At 44.7% G+C, this 23,909-nt stretch carries 15 protein-coding genes and 1 pseudogene; 7 read left to right on the top strand and 9 right to left on the bottom strand.

The features are described 5' to 3' along the window. Window positions 1–43 precede the first annotated feature (43 nt). The 6 genes and pseudogenes from C9991_RS17210 to C9991_RS13845 form a co-directional block, all read right to left on the bottom strand. A pseudogene (locus C9991_RS17210) lies at window positions 44–244 on the bottom strand (BspA family leucine-rich repeat surface protein); the annotation flags it as partial. Beyond that, entirely contained in the window at window positions 245–2,413 is a 2,169-nt protein-coding gene (locus C9991_RS13865; RefSeq protein ID WP_106813112.1) for a BspA family leucine-rich repeat surface protein, read from the bottom strand. A gap of 375 nt (window positions 2,414–2,788) precedes the next feature. After that, entirely contained in the window at window positions 2,789–3,745 is a 957-nt protein-coding gene (locus C9991_RS13860) for an SPFH domain-containing protein (RefSeq protein ID WP_198643823.1), read from the bottom strand. A 42-nt stretch (window positions 3,746–3,787) separates the two neighbouring features. After that, window positions 3,788–4,255 carry an NfeD family protein gene (locus tag C9991_RS13855; RefSeq protein WP_106813111.1) on the bottom strand — a complete coding sequence of 156 codons (468 nt, stop codon included), beginning with the start codon at window positions 4,253–4,255 and terminating at the stop codon, window positions 3,788–3,790. 40 nt (window positions 4,256–4,295) lie between these two features. After that, window positions 4,296–4,841 (bottom strand): hypothetical protein, encoded by a 546-nt coding sequence (locus C9991_RS13850; protein WP_106813110.1) that lies wholly within the window; start codon window positions 4,839–4,841, stop codon window positions 4,296–4,298. Between the two features lie 20 nt (window positions 4,842–4,861). After that, on the bottom strand, window positions 4,862–5,167 hold the full coding sequence (locus C9991_RS13845; RefSeq protein WP_106813109.1) for a hypothetical protein: 306 nt from the start codon (window positions 5,165–5,167) through the stop codon (window positions 4,862–4,864). A 390-nt stretch (window positions 5,168–5,557) separates the two neighbouring features. On the opposite strand from C9991_RS13845, the gene C9991_RS13840 reads away from it, so the two are divergent. Together C9991_RS13840 and C9991_RS16765 are read left to right on the top strand one after the other, a co-directional pair. Then, a complete protein-coding gene (locus C9991_RS13840; protein WP_106813108.1) occupies window positions 5,558–7,123 on the top strand; it encodes an ATP-binding protein in 1,566 nt (521 codons plus the stop codon). A 180-nt stretch (window positions 7,124–7,303) separates the two neighbouring features. Beyond that, the gene (locus C9991_RS16765; RefSeq protein ID WP_157949491.1) at window positions 7,304–7,465 is read left to right on the top strand and encodes a hypothetical protein; all 162 of its coding nucleotides are present in this window, start codon (window positions 7,304–7,306) and stop codon (window positions 7,463–7,465) included. A 207-nt stretch (window positions 7,466–7,672) separates the two neighbouring features. On the opposite strand, the gene C9991_RS13835 is transcribed toward C9991_RS16765, so the two are convergent. Further along, window positions 7,673–8,569 (bottom strand): M48 family metallopeptidase, encoded by an 897-nt coding sequence (locus tag C9991_RS13835; protein WP_106813107.1) that lies wholly within the window; start codon window positions 8,567–8,569, stop codon window positions 7,673–7,675. A 90-nt stretch (window positions 8,570–8,659) separates the two neighbouring features. Continuing rightward, on the bottom strand, window positions 8,660–10,954 hold the full coding sequence (locus C9991_RS13830; RefSeq protein ID WP_106813106.1) for a S8 family serine peptidase: 2,295 nt from the start codon (window positions 10,952–10,954) through the stop codon (window positions 8,660–8,662). A 136-nt stretch (window positions 10,955–11,090) separates the two neighbouring features. Between C9991_RS13830 and hrpB the strand changes: the two genes are divergently transcribed. Further along, window positions 11,091–13,604: an ATP-dependent helicase HrpB gene (gene hrpB / locus C9991_RS13825; protein ID WP_106813105.1), complete on the top strand. Its 2,514-nt coding sequence runs from the start codon at window positions 11,091–11,093 to the stop codon at window positions 13,602–13,604. A 40-nt stretch (window positions 13,605–13,644) separates the two neighbouring features. After that, window positions 13,645–13,857, top strand: a complete 213-nt coding sequence (locus C9991_RS13820) for a purine biosynthesis protein PurH (RefSeq protein WP_106813104.1) — start codon at window positions 13,645–13,647, stop codon at window positions 13,855–13,857. Between the two features lie 270 nt (window positions 13,858–14,127). On the opposite strand, the gene C9991_RS13815 is transcribed toward C9991_RS13820, so the two are convergent. Further along, window positions 14,128–16,557, bottom strand: a complete 2,430-nt coding sequence (locus C9991_RS13815; protein WP_106813103.1) for a PCMD domain-containing protein — start codon at window positions 16,555–16,557, stop codon at window positions 14,128–14,130. Window positions 16,558–16,837: 280 nt separating this feature from the next. Here C9991_RS13815 and C9991_RS13810 point away from each other — a divergent pair, with 280 nt between their 5' ends. The 3 genes from C9991_RS13810 to C9991_RS13800 all read left to right on the top strand — a co-directional run bounded on the left by C9991_RS13810 (window position 16,838) and on the right by C9991_RS13800 (window position 23,909). Further along, entirely contained in the window at window positions 16,838–17,878 is a 1,041-nt protein-coding gene (locus C9991_RS13810; protein ID WP_106813102.1) for a carbohydrate porin, read from the top strand. Between the two features lie 163 nt (window positions 17,879–18,041). Next, on the top strand, window positions 18,042–20,612 hold the full coding sequence (locus C9991_RS13805) for a zinc-dependent metalloprotease (protein ID WP_198643822.1): 2,571 nt from the start codon (window positions 18,042–18,044) through the stop codon (window positions 20,610–20,612). Between the two features lie 33 nt (window positions 20,613–20,645). Then, complete coding sequence (locus tag C9991_RS13800) at window positions 20,646–23,909, top strand: SusC/RagA family TonB-linked outer membrane protein (RefSeq protein ID WP_106813100.1); 3,264 nt, start codon at window positions 20,646–20,648, stop codon at window positions 23,907–23,909.

The raw sequence follows: 23,909 nt of genomic DNA, 5'->3' as shown, positions 1-23,909 counted from the left end.
TAAAATATCCACCATCAACAGTTGCATACGTTTTGTCAACCTTGCTTGGATTATATTCAATGTCGCCCTTGAGTTTCTTACAACCAGAGAACATATCTTTCCCTTTACTATCTGTCACACTGCTTACAACGAATTTGTCGCTCACATATATCGTGGTGAGATTAGAGCAATTGTAGAACATTTTTGAAACACTTGTCACATTCTGTGTATCGAAGTTTGATAAATCCAAAGAAGTCAGACCAGATCAACCAGAGAATATCTGTGCCATGTCCGTCACTTTCTGAGTGCTGAAGCTTGACAGGACCAAAGTGGCCAGTTTAGAACAATCAACAAACATATATGACATGTCCGTCACATTCTGAGTATCGAATTGGGTTACATCCAAAGAGGTAATCTTTTTGCAACCGTAGAACATACCAAACATGTATTTTACTTTTTGAGTATCGAAGTGAGATACATCCAATGATGTAAGACCTGAGCAATTCAAAAACATATATGCCATGCCTGTCACATTTGAAGTATTTAGGTTTTCAATGCCTTCGATTGTTGACAATTTGCTAAACCCATTAAACCAACTGTAACATGTAATTGGGCGAGCCTGGGCAAAAGTCTTGTCAAACACAACTTTAGTGACATCTGTATTTCTAATAAGCCAGTCTGGGTTTGCAAAGTCATCTGCATTTAGCCAGTACTCACCCTCTTGCAATTTCTTCTTATATCCATATAGGAAGGTGAGTGTACCATCATTATATTTCACCCAAGGACAATCTGGTAAATTTTTGTCTATAAAATATCCACCATCGATAGTTGCATAGGTCTTGTCAACCTTAGTTACATCAAAGTTGATGTCGCCCTTGAGATTTGTACAGCCTGAGAACATGTTTTCACTATCTTTATCGCTTGTCAATCTGTCCAAAACAAATTTATCGCTCGCATAAATCGTAGTTAGATTAGAACAACCGTTAAACATATCTGACATATCCGACACTTTCTGGGTATCGAAGTTTGATAAATCCAATGTCGTGAGTCCAGAGCAAAGGTAGAACATCTGTGCCATGCTTGCCATATTTTGAGTGTTTAAATGGGACACGTCCAGAGAGGTAAGCCCACAGCAACCTGCGAAAATTCCATCTATTACTACTACGTTTTTAGTATCAAAATAGGATATATCCAAAGAGGTAAGCCCAGAGCAAAAACTGAACATATATGACATCCATACTACATTCTGAGTGTCAAAATGAGATACATCCAAAAAAGTGAGCTTTTTACAGCTGTTGAAAATGGAGCTCATATTCGTCACATTCGAAGTATTGAAGTTTGATACATCCAAAGAGGTAAGAACTGAGCAACCATAAAACATATATCCCATGTTTGTCACATTCGAAGTATTTAAGTTTTCAATTCCTTCGATTGTTGTTAACTTGCCAAAATTATAAAACCATTTGTAACATGAAGTAGGACGAACTTGGGCAAACGACTTGTCAAACACAACTTTTGTGACATCTCTCTTTTCATTCCAACTCGGTGAATTATCTTCTTCATTCAGTGGATACTCATCATTCCCTAATGTCTTCTTGTATCCATATTGGAAGCTGAGCGTTCCGTTAGCATACTTTACCCAAGGACGCGTATATTTTTTGTCAAGAAAATATCCGCCATTTATTGTTGCGTAGGTTTTGTCGTACGTGCTTGGGTCATAGGCGATGGCACCCTTGAGATTCCTATCGCCCGAGAATACCTCTTTGCCGCCTTCAACTGTCGTCACACTACTTAAGACGAATTTATCGCTCGCATAAATCGTAGTTAGATTAGAACAACCGTTAAACATATATGAAATATCCGTCACTTTCCGAGTATCGAAGCTTGACAAATCTAATGTGATGAGACTTTTGCAACTGAAGAACATATATCTCATGTTTGTCACATTCGAAGTATTGAAGTTTGACAAATTTAATGTGGTGAGACTTTTGCAACTGGAGAACATTGAACTCATGTTCGTTACATTCGAAGTATTGAAGTTTGATACATCCAAAGAGGAGAGCACTGTACAGCCATAAAACATATTTGACATGTTCGTTACATTCGAAGTATTGAAGTTTTCAATTCCTTCGACTGATGTTAATTCACCAAATTTCCAAAACCATTCATAACATGTAGTTGGGCGAGCCTGGGCAAAAGATTTGTCAAACACGACTTTTGTGACAAATCTTTCGCAGTTTTTGTTGTACCATTCAGGAGTTTTCCAATCTTTATTGAGGTCATATTCATCAGCCCCCAAACTTCCTTTCTCGCCATAATAGAACGTTAGGGTCTTTGCCGACCTATCACATTTTGCCCATGCCTTCTTAGCAGCATAAGCACTCAATTCGCCCCCCAGAGGAAGGCGATAAAGAGGACGAGGAGCGTCCTCCATACAATACTTTTACTTTTCTCCATGATTTATTTTTGTTTATAATTAACCTTAATTCAAGCTATGCATCCACAACTTGTCTACTATTGTAAGCAGTAAGAATAATAGGATTCCCTGCCATACCCACTAAACCGGTTGGACAATCATGGCAGAGTGGGTATGGCAAGGATGCCATACCCTCCTACAGATTGCCGAGGTGCAACTTTCTGCAAAGATAGAAATAAAATTTGATATTGATATGTTGCATTCCTATAGTAGGTGTTGCATTCCTACCCAAAAAGGTGTTGCATTCATAGGAATGCAACACCTTTTTGGGTGTAATATAATAAAATAAGGTGTTATCCCTCCCCATATAGGTAGGCATCAAGGCTGCGGCTTTTACTTCTCCTCCTTAAACAGTTCCTTTATTCCTCCCAAGCTGCCCAGCATATTTGTAGCCTCAAATGGCAGGAATACGGTCTTAGTTTTATCGCCCTCGGCAAGCTGCTGCATCATCTGGATATACTTCTGTGCAAGCAGATAGTTGGCAGGGTTGGTGCTCTTGCCCACAGCCTCTGTTATCTTCTCGATGGCTATAGCTTCAGCTTCTGCCTTGCGTATGCGAGCCTGAGCCTCACCTTCGGCATGCAGAATCTCTTGCTGCTTGGCAGCCTCGGCACGGTTGATTGTAGAAGTCTTCTCACCTTCCGACTTAAGAATCTCTGCCTGCTTCTGTCCTTCACTTGTTAGAATAGTGGCACGCTTGTTACGCTCTGCTTGCATCTGCTTCTCCATAGCCTGAAGCACGCTTGACGGTGGAATAATATCCTGAAGCTCAACACGGTTTACTTTGATACCCCATTTGTTAGTGGCATCGTCGAGCACAGCACGCAGCTTTGTGTTGATTGTGTCGCGCGAGGTAAGAGTCTGGTCAAGCTCCATCTCGCCAATGATGTTACGCAGAGTGGTCTGTGTAAGTTTCTCAATAGCATTAGGCAGATTGTTGATTTCGTAAACAGCCTTGAACGGGTCTACAATCTGGAAGTAGAGCAATGCATTTATCTGCATCTGGATATTATCCTTTGTGATAACATTCTGCTTGTCAAAGTCGTACACCTGTTCGCGCAAGTCAATCGTTGTAGAGTAGGCATAACGTCCGCGATTCATTGTAACGATGGTCTTGGCACGGTCTATAAACGGAATGATGATGTTTATACCTGGACTAAGCGTGGCATAATACTTGCCGAGGCGCTCTACTATCTTTGTCTCACTCTGTGGAATGATAACCACCGCCATCTTAACGAAAACGATGGCAAGCACTACAAGTGCAATAAGAAATACTGACATAATTTCCATAATGATTAAAGTTTAAAGGGTTAACATTTTGTGTTATTCAGATTATGATTTGTACTGACTGTTCTCTGGTTCCACCTTCACAATGATGCTGTCCATGCCTACGATGCGTACCTTTGTGCCTACGGGCAAATCATCTGCCCAGTCGGTTTGCGCCTTCCAGTCGTCGCCATCAAGCTTTACACGGCCATAGCCTCCAGCCTTAACCGTCTCCGACACCTCGCCTATTCTACCTATAATAGCCTGTGCATTGCTAAGGCGTTCGTGGCCTCCACGATGTATCAGCGCCACAAGATGCGGACGCAAAAAGAATATGGACAGCACGCTGAATACGGCAAACACTATTATCTGCACCCACAGAGGCACGGCAAATATCGACACAACCAACGCTACCAATGCACCAATGCCGAAGCATGTGATGTAAAAGTCGCCCGACGACATCTCCATAATGAGGCAGACCATTGCCACTACAGCCCATAGGGTCCACCAATGTTGCATGATATATTCCATCATATTATGTAAGGTTTAAGGTTTATATTTCGATTTTAACTACCTACATCTTCGTCATGTGATAGCCCAACGCCTTCAGCTCCACAGCAATACCCATAAGATACAGCTGATGAAGGGCGGCAACAAAGGCACGATAGGCATTGGCTGTGCCTTCTTCCAGGTGCAAATGGCAAATCTTGCTATATGTGCGCGAAGCCGACTCGGCCACAACATCGTTAACCTTGGCACGTGTCTCGGCGTCAAGACACAACACTTTATCAAGAATATAGTCGTCCATATGGTCAAAGTCGATGCGGTCGCGCAAGTATAGATATAGGTCGGGCACCTTTGAGTAGGTGTCCCATTCCACATCCCAATATTTAGCCACCGCCATACCCAAGAACATTATCCAGCCAAGCGCTACCGACGGATATCCTGTATTATATTCGCGTATTCCATCAGCCACATAACTCTGTCCCAATTGCGGCCATAGTTCTTCAAGGTCGGGTGCTTCAGGCAAACGCTCGTCTACCATATCGGTAGAACGGAGATACATGTAAAGGTCGTCGTGGAACAGCTTCTCAAAATCTGTTGTATTGTTGTTGTTCATCTTTTACTCAAGTTTTATTTTTATTTATACATATTAGCCACCACCACTGGCACCACTTCTGTTTCGTCGGGCCAATGTGGCAGATAAAGCAGCGGATGCTCATTGCCTCCAAGGAAGCTCCAGTCTACACTGCGCAGAAAGTCAAAGTCGGGTCGTCCGAAGTCGAACGATCGTCCATAAAGCAATATAGCTCCACGTTTCTCGTCAATCTTCCACAGACCTCCACCATACGGACATCGCTCGCCCTTGTCAAGCAGATATCTGTGCAGATAGACATTGCCAAACTTCAGCACCCCATCCTGGTTTATTATAAATTTCTGATACATTATGTTCTCTATATTGTCTACACGTTATTAATTAATGTGTACAAACAGCAACATTACCGTTTTACTGTTGTAAAGTTACACAAAAAGCACGAAAGAAGAAAGGATTTTTATCAGATGTTGTCAAATAATTTATCTTTCTCTCTATCTAAGCCTCTTAATTTATTAATACGTATTCATTGGCCTACGAACACGTTATCGATCGCCAACGAATATGTTATCATTGGCCTACAAATACGTATTCATTTTTTCACAGTAGCCTCTCAATTGTTAGTCTATGAAAAATGGAGCAAGTATACTAAAACTACTTGCTAAGAAAATAATTGCATCCGATTATTTGTATATATCAAATTATTATTGTAATTTGCGGTGGAAATACAAACATCTAAGATTATGGCACTTAAGTTATATCCATTGGGCATACAGACTTTCGAGCGAATCCGAAAGGAAAACAAGCTCTATATCGACAAGACGGAATATGTTTACCGCTTGACACATACAAGCGGCACATATTTCTTCTTGGGACGTCCACGCCGTTTTGGAAAATCCCTATTTCTAACCACCCTCCAGAGTTACTTTGAAGGCAAGAAAGACTTATTCAATGGTCTTGCCATCGAAAAGCAGGAAAAGGAGTGGACAGAATATCCTGTGCTCCACTTTGATTTGAGCGGAGGCAAACATATGGATAAGGAACAGCTGGAGAGATATCTCGCATTCATTCTGGAAACAGAAGAGAAGAAATGGGGTGTCACACAGCCACAAATTGATGCCAACAATCGTTTGACAGAACTTATTAATACTGCATACGAGAAATCCGGCAGACAGGTCGTCGTGCTTATTGATGAATATGATGCACCCATGCTGGATGTAGCTCATGAACAAGAACTGTTGGATTCCTTGCGCAATATCATGCGCAACTTCTTCAGTCCTTTGAAATATAGCGAAGCAAAACTACGCTTTGTCTTCCTGACGGGCATCACCAAGTTCTCACAAGTCAGCATCTTCAGCGAACTGAACAACATCACCAATATATCCATGAATGATGACTATGCTGGTATCTGCGGAATCACAAAAGAAGAACTCTTGACGCAAATGTCAGCAGACATCGAGGAACTTGCCCAAAGAAGAAACATGACGAAAGAGCAAGTAATCGACAAGTTAAAAGATAATTATGACGGCTATCATTTCACAAGATTCTCACCCGATATCTTCAATCCATATAGCCTGCTGAATTGCTTTGCAGAAAACAAGTTCGGATCCTATTGGTTTACTTCTGGCACTCCAACTTATCTCATCAATATGATGCGCAAGTATCAGGTTGTACCATCAGACGTCATCACACGAGTGGAGGCTGATGCCAGCGAGTTTGATGCACCTACGGAGAATATGCCAACCATCATGCCGCTGCTTTACCAAAGTGGATATATCACCATCAAGGAATATCATGAAGACTACAACTATTACGTTCTTGATGTTCCTAACAAGGAGGTGAAAATGGGACTAACCAAAGCACTGATTCCATCATACGTCACACAGAATACGCTTGCAACAACCAATACAGCCCGTCGTATCGCACAGGCATTGGATAAGCAGAATATGGAGGAAGCCTTAACCTTACTCCAGACATTTCTGGCAACAGTTCCTTACTGCAACAACGCTCATTATGAGGGACATTACCAGCAGATGCTCTTCATCATATTCTCTCTGCTAACAGACTATCAGGTGGACGTTGAAGTTCATACACCCAACGGCAGAGTTGACATCGTATTGCTCACCCATACCGACCTTTTCCTATTAGAGATTAAATTGGACAAGAGTGCACAGTCTGCAATGCAGCAAATCAACCTGAAGAACTATCATAAACGCTTCGCGCTAAGCGGTAAGCCAATAACCAAAGTTGGGATCAACTTCGACAGTACTACTGGAAATATAGAGAGTTGGGTAACAGAAAAAGCATAATTTTCATCGTAAAAACCGCCAAAAAGGTGTCGCATTCGTAGGAAGTAGACATAAGGACTTCGTGGCTTACGAGCCGTTCTCTGCCAAGGCTGCCTCTTATAGCCGCACTATTAATACTGGCACAACCTGGGGAACACTCTGCCTGCCATTCGAGGTATCGCTCGCAACACTTTGAACGCTATGAAAAAGAAAGAATATATAAAGCCTGAAATTGCTGTCTTACAAATGGAGACACAGGCTATACTCGCTGTATCTGAAATAGAGAAGGCTAAGGAAGCTGATTACAGCAACGAGAATATATACAATCTTACAGATGGGAACGGCAACATCTTTATAGACTAAATGTAGGAGGATATGGCATACCTGCCATATCCACTCTGCCATGATTGCCAAGCAGATATAGTGGGTATGGCAAGGATGCCATACCCTCCTACTATATGTAATGAAATTCTGACTGTTACTTTTAAAAAAAAGTAATATATATTACTTGGCCATTTATATTATATTATTTGGCCATTTAATATATATTACTTTGCCATTTATATTATATTACTTTTTTCTGGTGCTTGTCTTCTTCTTTGAATATGTGGTCTTCTTCTTTGTTGTCGTAGTCTTCTTCTTGGATGTTGTAGTTACAGGCTTGTAGTAGGTCAGAGCCTCGGGCAACTCCTGCTTGATGGCAGCAATACGCTTAGCATCTGACGGGTGGTCGCTGAATACATCACTTTGGTTGCTATTGCCTGTCATCTGAGCCATACGCTGCCAGAAACTAACAGCCACATTAGGATCATAGCCAGCCATAGCAGCGAATATAAGACCCATGCGGTCGGCCTCGCTCTCGTTGTCACGCGAATATTTCAGGCTGCGGAACTGCAATCCCTTCTGTGCTATAATCTGTGCGAGCTGTGTTGTGCCCGAGCTAACACCGGCAGCATTAAGCACCTGACCAAGAATCTCCGTACCATACTGGTTCTTTATCTGCTTGCTCATCTGCTCGGCAGAATGCTTGGCAACGGCATGTGCTATCTCGTGTCCAAGCACAATAGCAAGCGATGCCTCGTCTTTTGTTACGGGCAACAAGCCCTCGTAAACCACAATCTTGCCTCCAGGCATACAGAAGGCGTTGACCGACTGGTCTTGAACAAGATTGAACTCCCAGCTATACTCCTTTGTCTCTGCTTGCAAGCCATGCTCGTTGAGATATTTCTCTACAGCTGTGGCAAGACGCTGACCAACACGCTTAACCATAGCGGTATTGGCAGAATTGGTAGAAAGCTTGGCCGACTTCATATAGTCGGAATACTCTTTATTGCTTAGCGAGAGCACCTGCTCGTCGCTTACAAGGATGTTTTGCTTGCGTCCTGTGATGGGCACTGTGCGCGTTGTACCGCACGACATTACGATGGCTGCTACAAGAGCCATCAACATAAATTTAACTTTTCTCATACTATCAGTATATTAAATTGTTGTTATATATGGCTGCAAAAGTAGGCATTTTTTACGTATAATCAACAATTTAATATCAAAAAATATACGCTACAGCTTTATCAGCAGCGAGCCTTTACACTGGCCCCACTCCACTTGCACGGCATACACACCTGCCTGAAGCGTTGCTAAATCTACAGTATAACTGTCGGCTCCTGCTGCAAGACTACGCTTAAGATGCAACCTACCAGCTGTGTCGTATACACGCAACGCCACTGCCGATTGCGTACTGTCGGCAAACTTCAGGCGCATAGTGTTGCCATTGGCAATGGTTATATCTACGCCTTGCAGACGGGTTGTGCTGAGTCCCTTTATAGACGACATGCCAAGCACATCGAGCAATCCGGCATAAGCATCAATGGCACCATAGCCACAATAATTGGGTGTGTCGGTGCCATAATCGCCACATGGTCTACTGGTGCGCTTGATGATACCCATAACATCATCGGGCGACAACAGCGGATTGGCCTGAAGCCACAAGGCTACAATACCGGCTACAGCAGGTGTGGACATTGATGTTCCGCAGTTGGCACTCCAGCCATAGGTGCGTCCATCATAGTCGAAAGTGCTGACAAGCCAACCAAGACGCTCTGGGTTAGCCTTTATATAATAGCTGCTCATGGCAGATATTATGTTTGAGCCAGGTGCCATAACATCCGGTTTTATACGGCCATCAAACGTGGGACCTACAGAAGAAAATCCGCTACGTGCACCATGCTCCCCCCAAGGAGTATATTGTGGCTCGCCCTTGTAGTTAACAAAGTCGGGGCGGTAGCCTGAGGCACCTACACATATAACGTCGGGTGTACTACCCGGCGACAAGATACTATGCGATATGTCTGCATCGTTTAGCGTAGGGTCTATCTGCGAACCGCCAAAACCTCCATATATAAGGAAAGCCTCGGCATTGGCATCATCGCCCACCATCTGCATCGACACAAGCCTGCTGTCCATACCGCTGTCGCTGGTCTGCAACACATCAAACACAAGGTCGGAAGCATTGAAACACGAGCGATAAGCCTGTATCTGCTGCACAAATTGTATACCGTCTACAATAACAGTATCCGAAATCAACGAGTCGGCAGCCGCACAAACATCAGCCGTGCATACGCTGAGCACCAATCGTCCATCAGCCATTGCAGCATGGTTGGAGCGAATGTCTATAGTTGTTGCATCTTCCACATTATATATAATAGTACGCAGTTCTAAAGGCTTGTCGGTCTTTACACTAAAGGCGGTTGTATTATCCCTGGCACCAAGGAAAGTGCCCGATGAATGTCGTCCCGAAGGTTTTGCCATATAGCTGTTGTGCGTACATTCATTGCCTGCCGACGCAACAAGAATCCTACCCGGACCTACAAGCTGGCTTAAAGCCTCGTAATATAATTGGGTGTCGCCACTAAAACTCTGGTGCGAACCCTCGCTGAACGACACCACACAAGGTTTGCCTACCGACTCGGCATAATCGAATAGATACTTAAAACCAAGCACGTCGGTGGCTGTGGTATAGCGGTACATATCTTCGTCAGAGATGAAAGGCTCGTCGCCAGAAACGGCATTGCTTACAAGACACAGCTCGCTCTCGGGTGCCATACCCACATAATGCGACCCTGCACCATTGCCGGCTGCAATGCCAAGAGTATGGGTGCCATGATACATCACCTCGCCATCTCGAGAGTGGGCATATGCACGTATTGCCTCGGGAGTGGTATATTCGGCACCAACATACATATTACTGTTGATGGTATCGGCACTAAGCTGGTCCCATAAACGACTTATGCGCATAGCCGAACCATCGGCATCGAGAAACGTGGGATGGGTAAGGTCGAACCCCACATCCATTATACCCAACACCACACCCTTGCCAGTATATGCCTGGGGCAAACGTGTGCCGGCATATATATCTGTGGCATTGGTGTATAGAGCCATAGAGTCGAGCTGCAGCCTATTGCCTCGTTCTGCCTCAATACGGCTTATGCGTGTGTCGGCAGCAAGACGTGGCAATGCCGACATGGGGATATCAGCCACAAAGATGTTGCCTATCCGTGCTATTGGCACACAACCATTGTCGAATAGAGGTTGGGCTGTGGCATCAGATGTCTTGACAAGGGCGCACACACGGCGTGGATGTGCGGCACGCCCTGGCGCAAGGCGAAAAGCTGCATTATCATAGACAAGCTGTCGCAACGACGACGACAACTTATGGCTATATGCATATTGTCTGGGCACCAAACGCTTTGGCATTGGCTGCGCAAACATGTCAACAGCCAACAGCAATGCAAGCAACAATGCATTGGCTCTAAATGTTCTTAACCGAAGGGCATACGGCTTTATAATCTCTAACATATTTAATTTCTTTAAATTCTACACATGCGAAAGTTGAGCAAGTTATACATATTTGTATCATACAAATGCAAAGTTAGCAAAAAAATCAGTAACTTTGAAATCGCAAAACACGCAACATACACACATTTAACAATAGATGAACGTTAAGGACATAACAGAACTATATAGCTCGCTGCCTGCATCGCAGATAGCAAACACCGTGAACGAGGCTTTAACACATAACAGCTCGCTCGTTGTTACAGCTCCACCAGGTGCCGGTAAGTCGACATTGCTGCCGCTTACACTACTGGCCTCGCTTGGCAACAATGGTGGCAAGGTGCTTATGCTTGAGCCTCGCCGACTGGCAGCACGACAGATAGCCGAACGTATGGCACAAATGTTGGGCGAGCCTGTAGGACAGACTGTAGGATATAGAGTAAGATTTGAGAACAAGGTATCCAAAGATACTCGCATTGAGGTGCTTACTGAGGGCATACTGACACGCATGATTGTGGACGACGCTACACTTGACGGCGTGAGCGTAATTGTATTCGACGAATTTCACGAGCGTAGCATCAACTCCGACCTTGCACTTGCACTTACCCGACAAGCACAAGACATAATACGACCCGACCTTAAGATTGTCATCATGTCGGCCACAATAGATGCCGGATATATCTGCACGGCTCTGCAGGCTCCACTAATAGAGAGCGAGGGCAAGATGTATGATGTAAGGCTAAGCTATGCCGTTACCGATACCGACCCACACGATATGGCTCAGGCAGCAGCCGCTACCGTTATTGAGGCGCACCGCAACCACGAGGGCGACATTCTTGTGTTTCTGCCCGGACAGGGCGATATTGAGCGTTGCATGCAATTGCTTGGCACATCGCTGGCACCCACGCATGTACTGCCTCTCTACGGCAATCTGTCGCCTGAACAGCAACGACACGCCATTGCTCCATCCAATAAGGGCGAGCGAAAGGTGGTACTTGCCACGCCTATTGCCGAAACATCTATAACCATTGAGGGTGTAAGGGTAGTGGTCGACTCTGGATTGTGCCGCCAAATTATGTTCGATACACGTACCGGACTAAGTCATCTTGAAACCACACGCATTAGTATAGATATGGCAACCCAACGTATGGGACGTGCCGGACGTGTGGCAGAGGGTACATGCTACAGACTATGGACCAAGGCTTCGGAACATCTTATGGCAGAACAGCGAACGGCAGAGATTGAATATGCCGACCTTGCTCCTATGGCTCTCGACATAGCAATGTTTGGCGAGAAGAACATAGATGCCCTGCCATGGCTAACACAGCCACCACGTGCCAATATATCAAGTGCCAAAGACTTGCTTGTATCGTTAGGTGCCATCGACACCGATAACAATATTACACCTTTGGGCAAGCGCATTGCCGCCCTACCCTGCCATCCACGTATGGCAAGAATGATTGTATGTGCCGATACAGCCGAACGAAAGGCTCTGGCATGCGATATTGCCGCCTTGCTTGTGGAGAAAGACCCGCTTGCCGATAATGCCGACACCGACATGACATTGCGACTGTCGTTGCTGCGAAGGGCAAGAGGAAAGAAGCAAATAGGCAGATGGCAACGCATTGCAAAGATAGCTGCCGAATACCGGAATATGGCGCATACAACCGAAGACAATACCGACCCTGTGCCAACGGAGGTAGGATTGCTTGTGGCTTATGCTTATCCCGAGCGCATTGCTATGGCTAACGACAACATTGGAGGATACCGATTGGCGGGTGGCGGAAACATACAACTCGACTCTGCCGACTCGCTTTCGGCACATACGTGGATTGCTGTGGCGTCGCTGTACAGTCAGCCTGGCAAGACGGGAAGGGTGTTTCTTGCGGCTCCGCTTAATACCAACGAGCTGGACGATAATGCCATAAGCCAACGCGACAACGTATCGTGGGACGCAAAACAAGGCTGTCTGACGATGAGGAAGGAAAGAAGGATTGGCAAACTGGTTGTAGACAGCAAACCCATACATAACGCCGACAAGAACTTGCTTATTAATATAATGTGTGAGGCAATGGCAAAGAACGGACTGAGTATGATGGATTGGAGCAACGACAATGTTCAACGACTACAGCGCCGTGTGGCACAAGTGGCGGCATGGCACCCCGAACTGGAGTTGCCCGATATTTCGACCGAACACATGCTTAGCACAGCTATAGAATGGTTGCCTATATATCTTGATGACGGCAGTCGCGTGCGCAGCACAACGGCAGAACTGCATAAACTGAATCTTGCCGAGATATTATGGAACACTATTGCATACGACAAGCAACTGGAGATTGACCGACTGGCTCCTACACACATACAAGTGCCTACGGGGTCGCACATACGCATAGACTACAGACAAGGAGCCGAGGCACCTGTGCTTAGCGTCCGACTGCAAGAATGTTTCGGTATGGAACAGACACCTTGCGTAAACGACGGAAAGCAACCTATACTTATGGAACTGCTATCGCCAGGATTTAAGCCAGTACAGCTTACTCAAGACCTTGCCAACTTTTGGCGCGACACCTACTTTGAGGTGCGTAAGGAACTGCGCAGACGTTATCCCAAGCACTATTGGCCTGAGAATCCGTTGGAGGCAGAGGCTGTGAGAGGCGTGAAGAGAAAACAATAAAAAACAACAGGAACAAATCAATAAAAAAATAACATCAAGTATGAAGAGTTTACTTATTAAGGACACTACAGTAGACGAGCGCATGGACATCGTAAAGGAAGCGCTCAAGGGTTTTGGCGACGGCGAATGCGAAGGCATCGACATGGACGACATGTACGACGACTATATCTTTGGACGCAAAGAACTTGCCGAGATACACATGGAGTTTAGCCAAAGATATGGCGGGAGCGTTAAAGAGGAGGTTAGAAGGTAAGAAGGTAAGGAGTTAAGAAGTTGAGGGTGTGTCAAAAGTCGCAAGTGGTACGCCCCGAAGGGGCAAAAGCTCCTAGCCCAGGGCAGCGCCCTGGGTGTAATGTATCCCAAAGCAAAGCGCCCTGTAAGGGCAAAAGCGTTCATTATCAACGCTTTTGCCCTTACAGGGCGTATTATTTATAATATCCGTTTACCCAGGGCGTTGCCCTGGGCTAGGCGAAATTTGGGCTTTCAGCCCGCATTGTTTGAGTTTTGACACACCCTTATCTCCTTACTTAACAACCGTCTTCTTGCCGTCAACAATATACAAGCCTGCTGCAGGCTTGCCGTTGACACGCACACCACCAAGGGTGTATACCTTGTGGTTCTTAGTCTCATTAGCTGAGATAGAGCCTATACCTGTTGAAGTGTTGTCGAAGTGGATTGTGTATACTGTCTTACTGTCGGCATTAACGCTAATGTCGTTGCCTTCAACAGTAATCTTAAGCACGTTGTTCTCAAGGTCGACTGATGTAGAGGCGTTAGCGCCCTTACCCTTAACCTTGTATGCTATCTTGTTGCTGTCATCAGCAAGGTTGCCCTTAACAGTATACTCGGTCTTGTCGGCATTAAATCCCTCTACAGCCTTACCGTCGAATGTAAGCTCTGACAGAGCGTGCCAGTAGATAAGCTTAACGTTGTCAAGGTCGAGCTGGTCGTCCTTTGAAGCACCAGGTATAGGATTTGTTGTAGCCGAAGCAAGCATATACTGCTTAGCAGAAGGCTCGCCAACATAGTTGAACTCACCAGTAAACTTAGTCCACTTGGCTGTCTCAGGAATAAGAACACTTGCCGATGCAATCTTCGAACCAACCTGTGCCTCAAGCTCTGGGTCGTGATAAGGAGCATTATCGTGAAGGATAAGCTGCATACGTCCCTGGAGTTTAATCTCTGTACCGTTAGCCTTCTCCTCATCTGTCAGGTCGCGTGCAGTACCCGGTGTAAAGCGAGCGTAAACCTCAAATGCGTCAGGTGTACCAGCGAATGGAAGGTTGCCACTTACATTGGTACGGTCGGTATAGTTGTAGTTGGCAGCATCTTTAGGGTCTGCAGATCCCATGCTTATTGTACCAGTAGTGAGGTTGCCGTTGGCATTAACACCAATTATATTGGCAGAGCGCAAACGCACAGCCTTACCCTCAAAACCATCTTCAATCATATTTGGTTTTGGTGACATAGGACCAGCAAAAGAAGCCAACGCACCTGTTGCCGACTCGAATGAATTCCAGCCCTCATTCAGCTTGCCTTCTGCTGTCCAAGCCTCGAAGTTAGAGTTAGGTATCTGATAAACAGCATCGTTCTCCTTGCCCTCGAATGTAACTGTGTATACAGTTGGTGTGGTACCCTCTTCGCTTACAGTGATTGTGAGAGTTTTGCCTTCAAAGCTCTTCTCTACTGTAGCATATTCTGAAGAAGCTTTATACGTTACCTCTGCATTATCATTGTACTTGCCTGTAACGTTAATCTCGTTAGCCAAACCATACACACCGCCAAACTCATGACCATCGATAGAGAGCGATGTCAATGTTGGCGACGGCTTTACATACTGTATTGTGTATGTGCTTATAGCCTCAGGATTGGTCTCGGCATCATAGTCCTCAGCCTTAACGGTGATGACATACTGGGCTGTCTTAGCATCATACTTAGCCTCGACCTTGGCACCAGCACCCTTCTTTGTATGTTTTGGTGTATACCAATCGTTAAAAGTAGAGTTTACATTATATGTATATACATTAGGGTCGAACTCAAGTGCAGCATCATTGCCCTCATTGTCAAAAGCCTTAAGCGACTTTAAGCCATGCCAGTAGATGAGCTTAACGTTGTCGATAGAGAGCGAGTTGTTCTTTACAATATACTTGCGGTCGCCAAAGTAGTTGGTTGCCGAGAATATCACATTGATTTTTTCGACCTTGGCATCAACATTGTTACCATAGTCGAAGTCGATAGTCTTAGATACCCACTCATACTCGTTCTTGTCTTCCTCACCATCTGCCAACGGCTTCTTTGTGTTGCCGGTAATGGCATAGTTGATCTTTGCTACACAGGTTGCACCCTCTGTGCTTGTAACATCTCCACCAAGAACTGCATTGGTCTTCGGCATACCGAGAACATTGCGGTCGCGGTCTACCATATCAACCTTTTTGGCAGTGCCAACAATAGATGTATTTCCAGGCACGTCTTTCTGTGTCCAAGTGCCATTCCAAAGATAAGCTACAACTGTGGCATCTTCTGGGCCATTAGAGTTATCGCGCTTATAATCGAAACTTAGAGCATCAGGATGATATGTAAACTTCTTACCTCCCCAAGTACCACCATCGGCATTAGTAGGCATAAAATTCTTAACCTCTGCAGTAGCCCAAGGAGTACCTAATGAAATATAAGCAGGCACAGCCTGTCCTGCAGCATTTATATTTGTTAGTTTAACAGCCTTTCCTCCATTGTTGCCCTCAATTTCACTACCAACCGTTGCCGTTATTCCTTTACTAATATACACATTAGAAATAGCCCACCCTTCTGGGGTAGTGCCTACAGCATTAGTATTGCCCTTGCTAGTCCAAGGAACGCATTTGCCCCACTCAGCATCAAAACTACCATTAATTTGCTGTGCATTAACAGAAAGCGCAGCACCACTCAAAAGAAGTAGAGTGTAAAACTTGTTCATAATTTATTTTTTAAGTATAATAAAACGATGCAAAGGTAATAAAAAACAATGTAAGGAAACCCATAATATATTGTAAAGTTTTCTTAATTAGCGACCTTTTGAATACTAATTGTCGCAAAATGACTAACACAGACACCCAAAACTCTAATTAGATTCTAACATACTTCTAATGATTTTCTAAAATACCTACTATTGGGTATTAAAGAAAAATGTTGTAATTTTGCAGACGAAAATGAGAGTTATATAGTAATACAAGAATCGCATTATCAAACAAACAGATATGTATAGGATAATAATAATAGTATTGGTTTGCCTGAATGCTTATGTCGTGCAAGCCCAGAACTTTAGCGGAGAGTATACTACGGAATGGCAGTGGAATTTTAACAACAAAACCAATTGGCTAAATCAACTTAGACTGAACCTCAGCATACCAGTAGGCAAAGGCAACGACTCGTTTGAGGCTGCCACACTGCATGTGGCAAAGACCAACGAGACTATTATTGACGATTGGCAGGGTTTCTCAAATATAGAGGCCGATGATATGTTTGCAGCTATTGCCGTTTTGGGATATATGCACGAATGGAAATCGGGACATCTGTTTGTTGGTGTAAGAAATGTGAACGAGGATTTCTTCACGTCTGACGTAACGTCTCTATTTGCCAATGGCTCAGGTGGAATATTCCCTACAATATCGGCAAGCTATCCAATAGCCAACTATCCCTTATCGGGGCTGACAATTTATTTTGATGTTACAAAAGGCGGTTGGACATTCCGTAACAGTATATACAACGGTGTAGGCTATAACGGATGGAAGCACAACAACAATCCATTTATAATAAAACCTAAAAGAGACGGCATCTTCAATATGTCGCAACTGGAATACCAGTACCCAAAAGGACACTACTTTGCCGGTGCTGCCCTTCACACACGCCACTTTAAAATTGATGACGAAGGCGAAATGGCAACATCTGACGATGCCACAAACAACACCACTTGCGCATGGTGGATATATGGCGAACAAACAATATGGTCGGTTGACGATAAAAACATATCGGCTATGCTGCAATATTCGGAGAATACAAACCACAGCAACGGCTGCTACAGGTTTGCCGAAGCTGGATGCGCTTATAAAGACAGTAAAAACGAGTGTGGCATATCGGCTCAATATGCCCGCTTCAATCAAGGCACCGAATGCTCTTTAGAGCTGACGTGGAAAAGACAACTGACAGAATCAATCGCACTGCAACCCTACTTTCAATATATAAATAACAAAAATGGCGACTTCACCGTTCTAAGCACACGACTTTACTATAGTTTTTAATAATTTGTATACATTTTTGCATAATTATGCATACAAGCACACCAACAAGTCATAAAAACCTATAAATTCTTGGACAAATGGATATTTATACTTAACTTTGCACAGTTAAAACGAATCAATAACATTAAATTCAGGAATTTATAAGTTTTTACCCATGCATAGAATGCAAATTATACTAGGGGCTTTTGCGGCCTCACTTATCGGTAGCTCTTGCCAGGCAACAACATTAGAAATGATACCCGAGATGGGAATCTTTAAGAAAAAAAAGAAGGTAGAGCAGAAAACCGATTCGGATTATAAGAAACTTGTTGGCAGCGATTCTGTCAATGTCAAAGGTGTAATGAATGTTGTAAAAAAGGACCAGGACTTTTATCTTGAAATGCCAACAAAGCTTATGGGCAGAGTCTTTTTGGTATCTAACAAGCTACAACGTGTTCCTCATGAGCTGAACGAGGCTGGTGTTAACCGTGGTATCAACTACGAGAACCAGTGCATACGCTTTGAATGGGACAAGAAGAAGAAAACTGTTTTTGTGCGTCAACAGCGTGCCACTCCTGAAGTGAATGCCAATGACGCTATGGCTGCATCGGTGGAGAACAATTACATCGACCCATTAATAGCGAGCCTTAAGGTAGAGGCTGTCGCTAAAGATTCGTCTACTGTTATTTTTAAGGTAAACGACCTCTTTAACGGCAAGAAGACTTACTTTAACGACGTATTCAACCTTATCAATCTCGGCACTTCTGCCGACTCGGATCTCTCACAGATTATCGATATCAAGGCTTTCAGCAACAACGTTACAGCTACATCAGAGCTTACAACAGTTGTACACGAAGGAAAAAGCAAAACCAATATCACCATTGAGGTGAGCAGCTCGTTGGTGCTTTTGCCCGAACAGCCTATGGTGGCTCGTAAGGAAAACCAGCGTGTAGGCTACTTCACAACAACTCGATTGCAGTATGGCGACCATCAGCAAGAAGTTACAAGCAACAATTATATCACACGTTGGCGCTTGGAGCCTAAGGACGAACAGGCTTATATGCGCGGCGAACTGGTAGAACCAAAGAAGCCTATAGTATTCTATATAGACCAGGCTGTACCCGAATTCCTACGTCCTTATATTAAAAGAGGTATGACCGATTGGAACGTTGCCTTCGAGAAAGCAGGTTTCAAGAATGCCGTTCAGGTGTTCGACCTTACCGACAGTATTGCTGCAGAGGGCGACGACATGAAGTATTCGGTTTTGACATACGATGCATCTGAAAAGGCAAACGCTATGGGGCCATCGGTTATCGACCCTCGTACTGGCGAGATTCTTGAGGCAGACATCATCTGGTGGCATAACGTTAAGTCGCTATTGCGCGAATGGATTATGGTACAGACTGGCGCATACAACAAGGATGCACGTCAGTATAAATTGCCAGAAACATTGATTGGCGACGCAGCTCGCTTTGTTGCTTGCCACGAGGTAGGCCATTCTCTTGGATTGCGCCATAATATGATTGCATCTAATGCCTACCCTACCGACTCGCTACGCTCAAGAGAGTTTACCGATCGTGTTGGCGGCACTGCTGCTTCTATTATGGACTATGCCCGCTTCAACTATATAGCACAGCCTGGAGACAACATTCGTATGATTTCGCCACAAATCGGTCCATACGACTTGATGGCTATAGAATGGGGTTACCGTTGGTTCCCAGAGGAGAAGGATGCAACAGCCAAGCTTAACGACTTCTTAAAGAAGCACACAAGCAAGGAATATCGTTATAGCGAGACACAGAGTCAGCGCACTGCCATAGACCCACGTTCTTTGAGCGAGGACCTTGGCGATGACGCTATGAAGTCGGCTCACTATGGTATAGAGAACCTAAAGCGTGTGATGCCTAACATCATCGAATGGACACGCACCGGCGAATCTGGTCAGACATACGACGAGGCCTCTAAGCTATATCAGGGTGTTATATTCCAGTGGAGCCTTTACCTATACCATGTACTTGCCAATGTGGGTGGTATGTATATCGACAACACTACTGTTGACGACGGCAAACCTACCTTCACATTTGTAGAGAAGGACAAGCAAAAACGTGCTGTACAGTTCCTTATCGACGAGGTATTTACATGTCCTAAGTGGCTCTTCAGAAGCGAGCTCAACAAATACACATTCATCAACAAGAACACTCCGATTGGTGTACAGGAACAGTCGCCCGACTATGCCTTGCAAAATCAGCAGAGCTATATGCTTTGGGATATGCTCGACAACAGTCGCATTATGCGCATGTTTGCTAACGAGCAAGTTAATGGCAAGGAGGCTTTCAGTGCTGTAGACATGATGAATATGCTGCACAAGCACTTCTTTGGCAATACCATTGCCGGCAAGACTCTAAGCATAGACGAGCGTCAGCTTCAGAAGAACTTTGTGGATGCGCTTATCACAGCAGCTGCACAGATGGAGGGAGTGAAGATTAACAAGCGTATATTCAATTCGCCTGCCATTATCGACTCGCCTGAATTTAACATGCCATGCCATAGCCTCAGCTCTGCATCACGCACTATAGACATGGGTGGCACACAGACTGCACGTGTGAGTGATGCAATAAGCATTAAACGTGGCGAATTGATTAGAATTCTCGGTTTGCTTAAGTCGAAGCGCCACTCTGGCGATACAGCCACACAGTTCCACTACGAGGACGTAATAATGCGTATACAAACTGCATTGGGACAAGAGATTAAGTAAAAATAGTAAGGATAACAAAAAAGAAAGAGAAAAATGAGAATGAGAACATTCATGCTATTGCTCATGGTTTTCACCATGAACATGCTCTCGGCACAAGAGCGCACTATCACGGGCATCGTGGTAGATGGCACTATGGGCGACGATCCATTGCCAGGCGCTACTATATCTGTGTTGAGCGGACCAAACAAGAAAGTTTCGCATGGAACGGTTACCGACTATGATGGTAAGTTTACGCTTAAAATCGATGCCAAGGACAATTTGTTCTCTGTAAGATTCATGGGCTTTGAGACACAAGACGTGAAAATAGTTGCAGGAAAGAACGACTATAGAGTTGTGCTCAACACTGACGACAAGCTTATTGGCGAGGTGGTTGTTACTGGTTATCAGGAACTCGACCGCCGTAAGCTTACTTCGGCTGTGACTACTCTTAAGATTAACGAGGAGAAGATTGGCGCTGTAAACAATATCGACCAAGCTTTGGCAGGACAGATTGCAGGTCTTTCGTCTATTACATCTACTGGCGCTCCTGGTGCACCGGTTAAGATTCGTATACGTGGTACTGCCTCGCTCAACGGTACTCAGGAACCTTTGTGGGTACTCGATGGTATTCCTATGGAAGGTACAGATATTCCAAATATGGAGGATTTGAAGGATATCGACAACATATACCAGACTTCTATAGCTGGACTTAATCCTTCAGACATCGACAATATCACAGTACTTAAGGATGCTGCCGCTACTGCTATCTATGGTGCAAGAGCTGCCAATGGCGTTATCGTTATCACTACCAAGAAGGGACGTGCCGGCAAACCGCTTATCAATTTCTCTGGCAAACTGACATATATGCCTAAGACAGATATCGACCGCCTTAACCTGCTGAACAGCAAGGAGAAGGTTGACTTGGAGCTTAGTCTTTTGGCTTCTGATTACACCTATCGCCAGAACAAGGGTGGTGTTGCAAGCATTCTAAACTCTCTTGGCGAGACCAATGCATATAAGACCGGCGGATGGGATGCGCTGAGCGAGACGGCACGCAACCAAATAAACCAGTTGCGCAACACTAACACCGATTGGAACGATATTCTCTTCCGCAATGCGCTCACACAGGAGTATAATATGAGTATTTCGGGTGGTGGCGACAAGAGCGACTACTATACATCTGTGGGCTATAACGACGAGCAAGGTACCGTAAAGGGTGTGGGCAATACCCGTTATAACATCACTCTTAAAACAAATTATCAAGTTAACAAGATGCTTAAAGTAGGTGCTTCGGTTTATGCCAACGAGCGTAAGCAGAACACATATCTTACCGACAGCAACGGATTCACCAATCCTGTATACTACTCGCGTCTGGCTAACCCCTACTTCACTCCATTCGACGAGAACGGCAACTATAACTATGATACCAATGTGCAGGGTAAGGAAGACTCATCACTTAACTTTAACATCTTTGAGGAACGACTCAATGCCAACAGCAAGCGTCGCGACCGTTCAATGATGGCTATACTTAATGCCGAGCTTAGACTTACCGACTATCTCAAGCTTACATCACAGTTTGGATTACAGGAGGATTCTTACTCGCTTAGCAAGTATGCCAACGAGAACACATACGCTATGCGCAAGGAGATACTATTCACCGAATATATTGGTGCAGATGGCGTTAAGAAGAGTTTCTTGCCTGATGGTGGTATGCACAAGACTACTGAATACCACAACCGTCAATGGACATGGAAGGCAATGGCTGAGTTTGTCAAGACATTCAACCGCATACACGATGTCAACTTTATGCTTGGTACCGAGGTGCGTCATGCCAAGTCTAACTCTATCTATAGTGTAGCTTACGGCTACGACTCGCGCACTCTTACAACACAACCTGTTATATTCCCAAGCCAAACATGGGCTGATGCCTATCCTCTGCATATAGAAACAGAATCGGAAAATGCCTACGTGTCTTGGTATGCCACTGGTTCTTATTCTCTCTTCAACCGCTATACATTTGGTGGTAGTGTACGTTTTGACGGATCTGACGTCTTTGGCGTTGCCAAGAAGTATCGTTACTTGCCACTCTACTCTGTCAGCGGTCTTTGGAGAGCAAAGGAGGAAAAATGGCTTAAGTCGGTTAAGTGGCTCGACAACCTTTGCTTACGTGCATCATACGGTTTGCAGGGCAACATCGACAAGAACACTTCACCTTATCTTATAGGTATTCTTAAGAAAGGCACTATCCTGCCTGGCACTACAGAGGATATCATCAACAGCGAGACAGCTCCTAACCCAAACCTTAAATGGGAGAAGACAGAGAACGTGAACGCTGGAGTCGACTTGGCTTTGTTAAACAATGCCATCACCCTGTCGGTAGACTACTACTATCGTCATAGTACAGACCTTATAGGCTTGAAGATGCTGCCTCTTGAGAGTGGATTCTCGTCTACTACCATCAACTGGGCAAGTATGAACAACAAGGGTGTAGAGATTGCTCTTGGTACACGTAATATCAAGACAAAGGACTTTACATGGACAACCAACTTGAACATTGGCTACAACGAGAACAAGGTTATTCAGGAGACTGTAGCACAGAACGCCACTTACCCTGGACGTGAAGGCTATCCCGTAGGTGCTCTATTTGCATATAAGACAGCTGGCCTCGATGCAGACGGCTATCCTCTATTCGTAACTAAGGATGGCAATAAGGTTTCTGCTACTGAGTTCCTTAAGCTTAACAATCATGGAGCAAGTACTCTTACAGCTGAAGAACAACGCAACCTGTATACATATATGGGTAGCACTGACCCTAAGTGGACTGGTGGTTTCATCAATACATTCGACTACAAGAACTGGCAGTTGGGCATCAACTTCATATTCAACCTCGGTATGAAGGTTAGAGTGCAGCCAAGCTATTCGCCTGCAAGCTACGACCGTGGATTGAATGTAAACCGCGATATACTTAATCGTTGGACTGCAGACAATACACAGGGCAAGTTCAGCAAACTGATGATAAGCACAGAGCGTCCACGCGAGTTTGTACAATACAACGAGTACAACCTCTACAGTATGCTCGACACATGGGTTAAGAGTTGCAACTACGCACGTCTGCAGAGCCTGCGTCTTGGCTACAAGCTTCCAACTCAGTGGATAAACCACATTGGCTTAAAGAGTGCTTCACTCTCGTTCGAAGCTCGCAACCTCTTTGTAATAGCAAGCAACTACGACAACTATCTCGACCCAGAGACAATGGGCAACCCATACGCTCAGCCTATACCTAAGAGCTTTATCTTTGGTGTAAACGTAAACTTCTAA

This window comes from Prevotella merdae (assembly GCF_900290275.1).
Classification (GTDB): Bacteria; Bacteroidota; Bacteroidia; order Bacteroidales; family Bacteroidaceae; genus Prevotella; species Prevotella merdae.
Note: the sequence above shows the minus strand (reverse complement) of the source record. Positions and strands in the feature narration are given on the sequence as shown.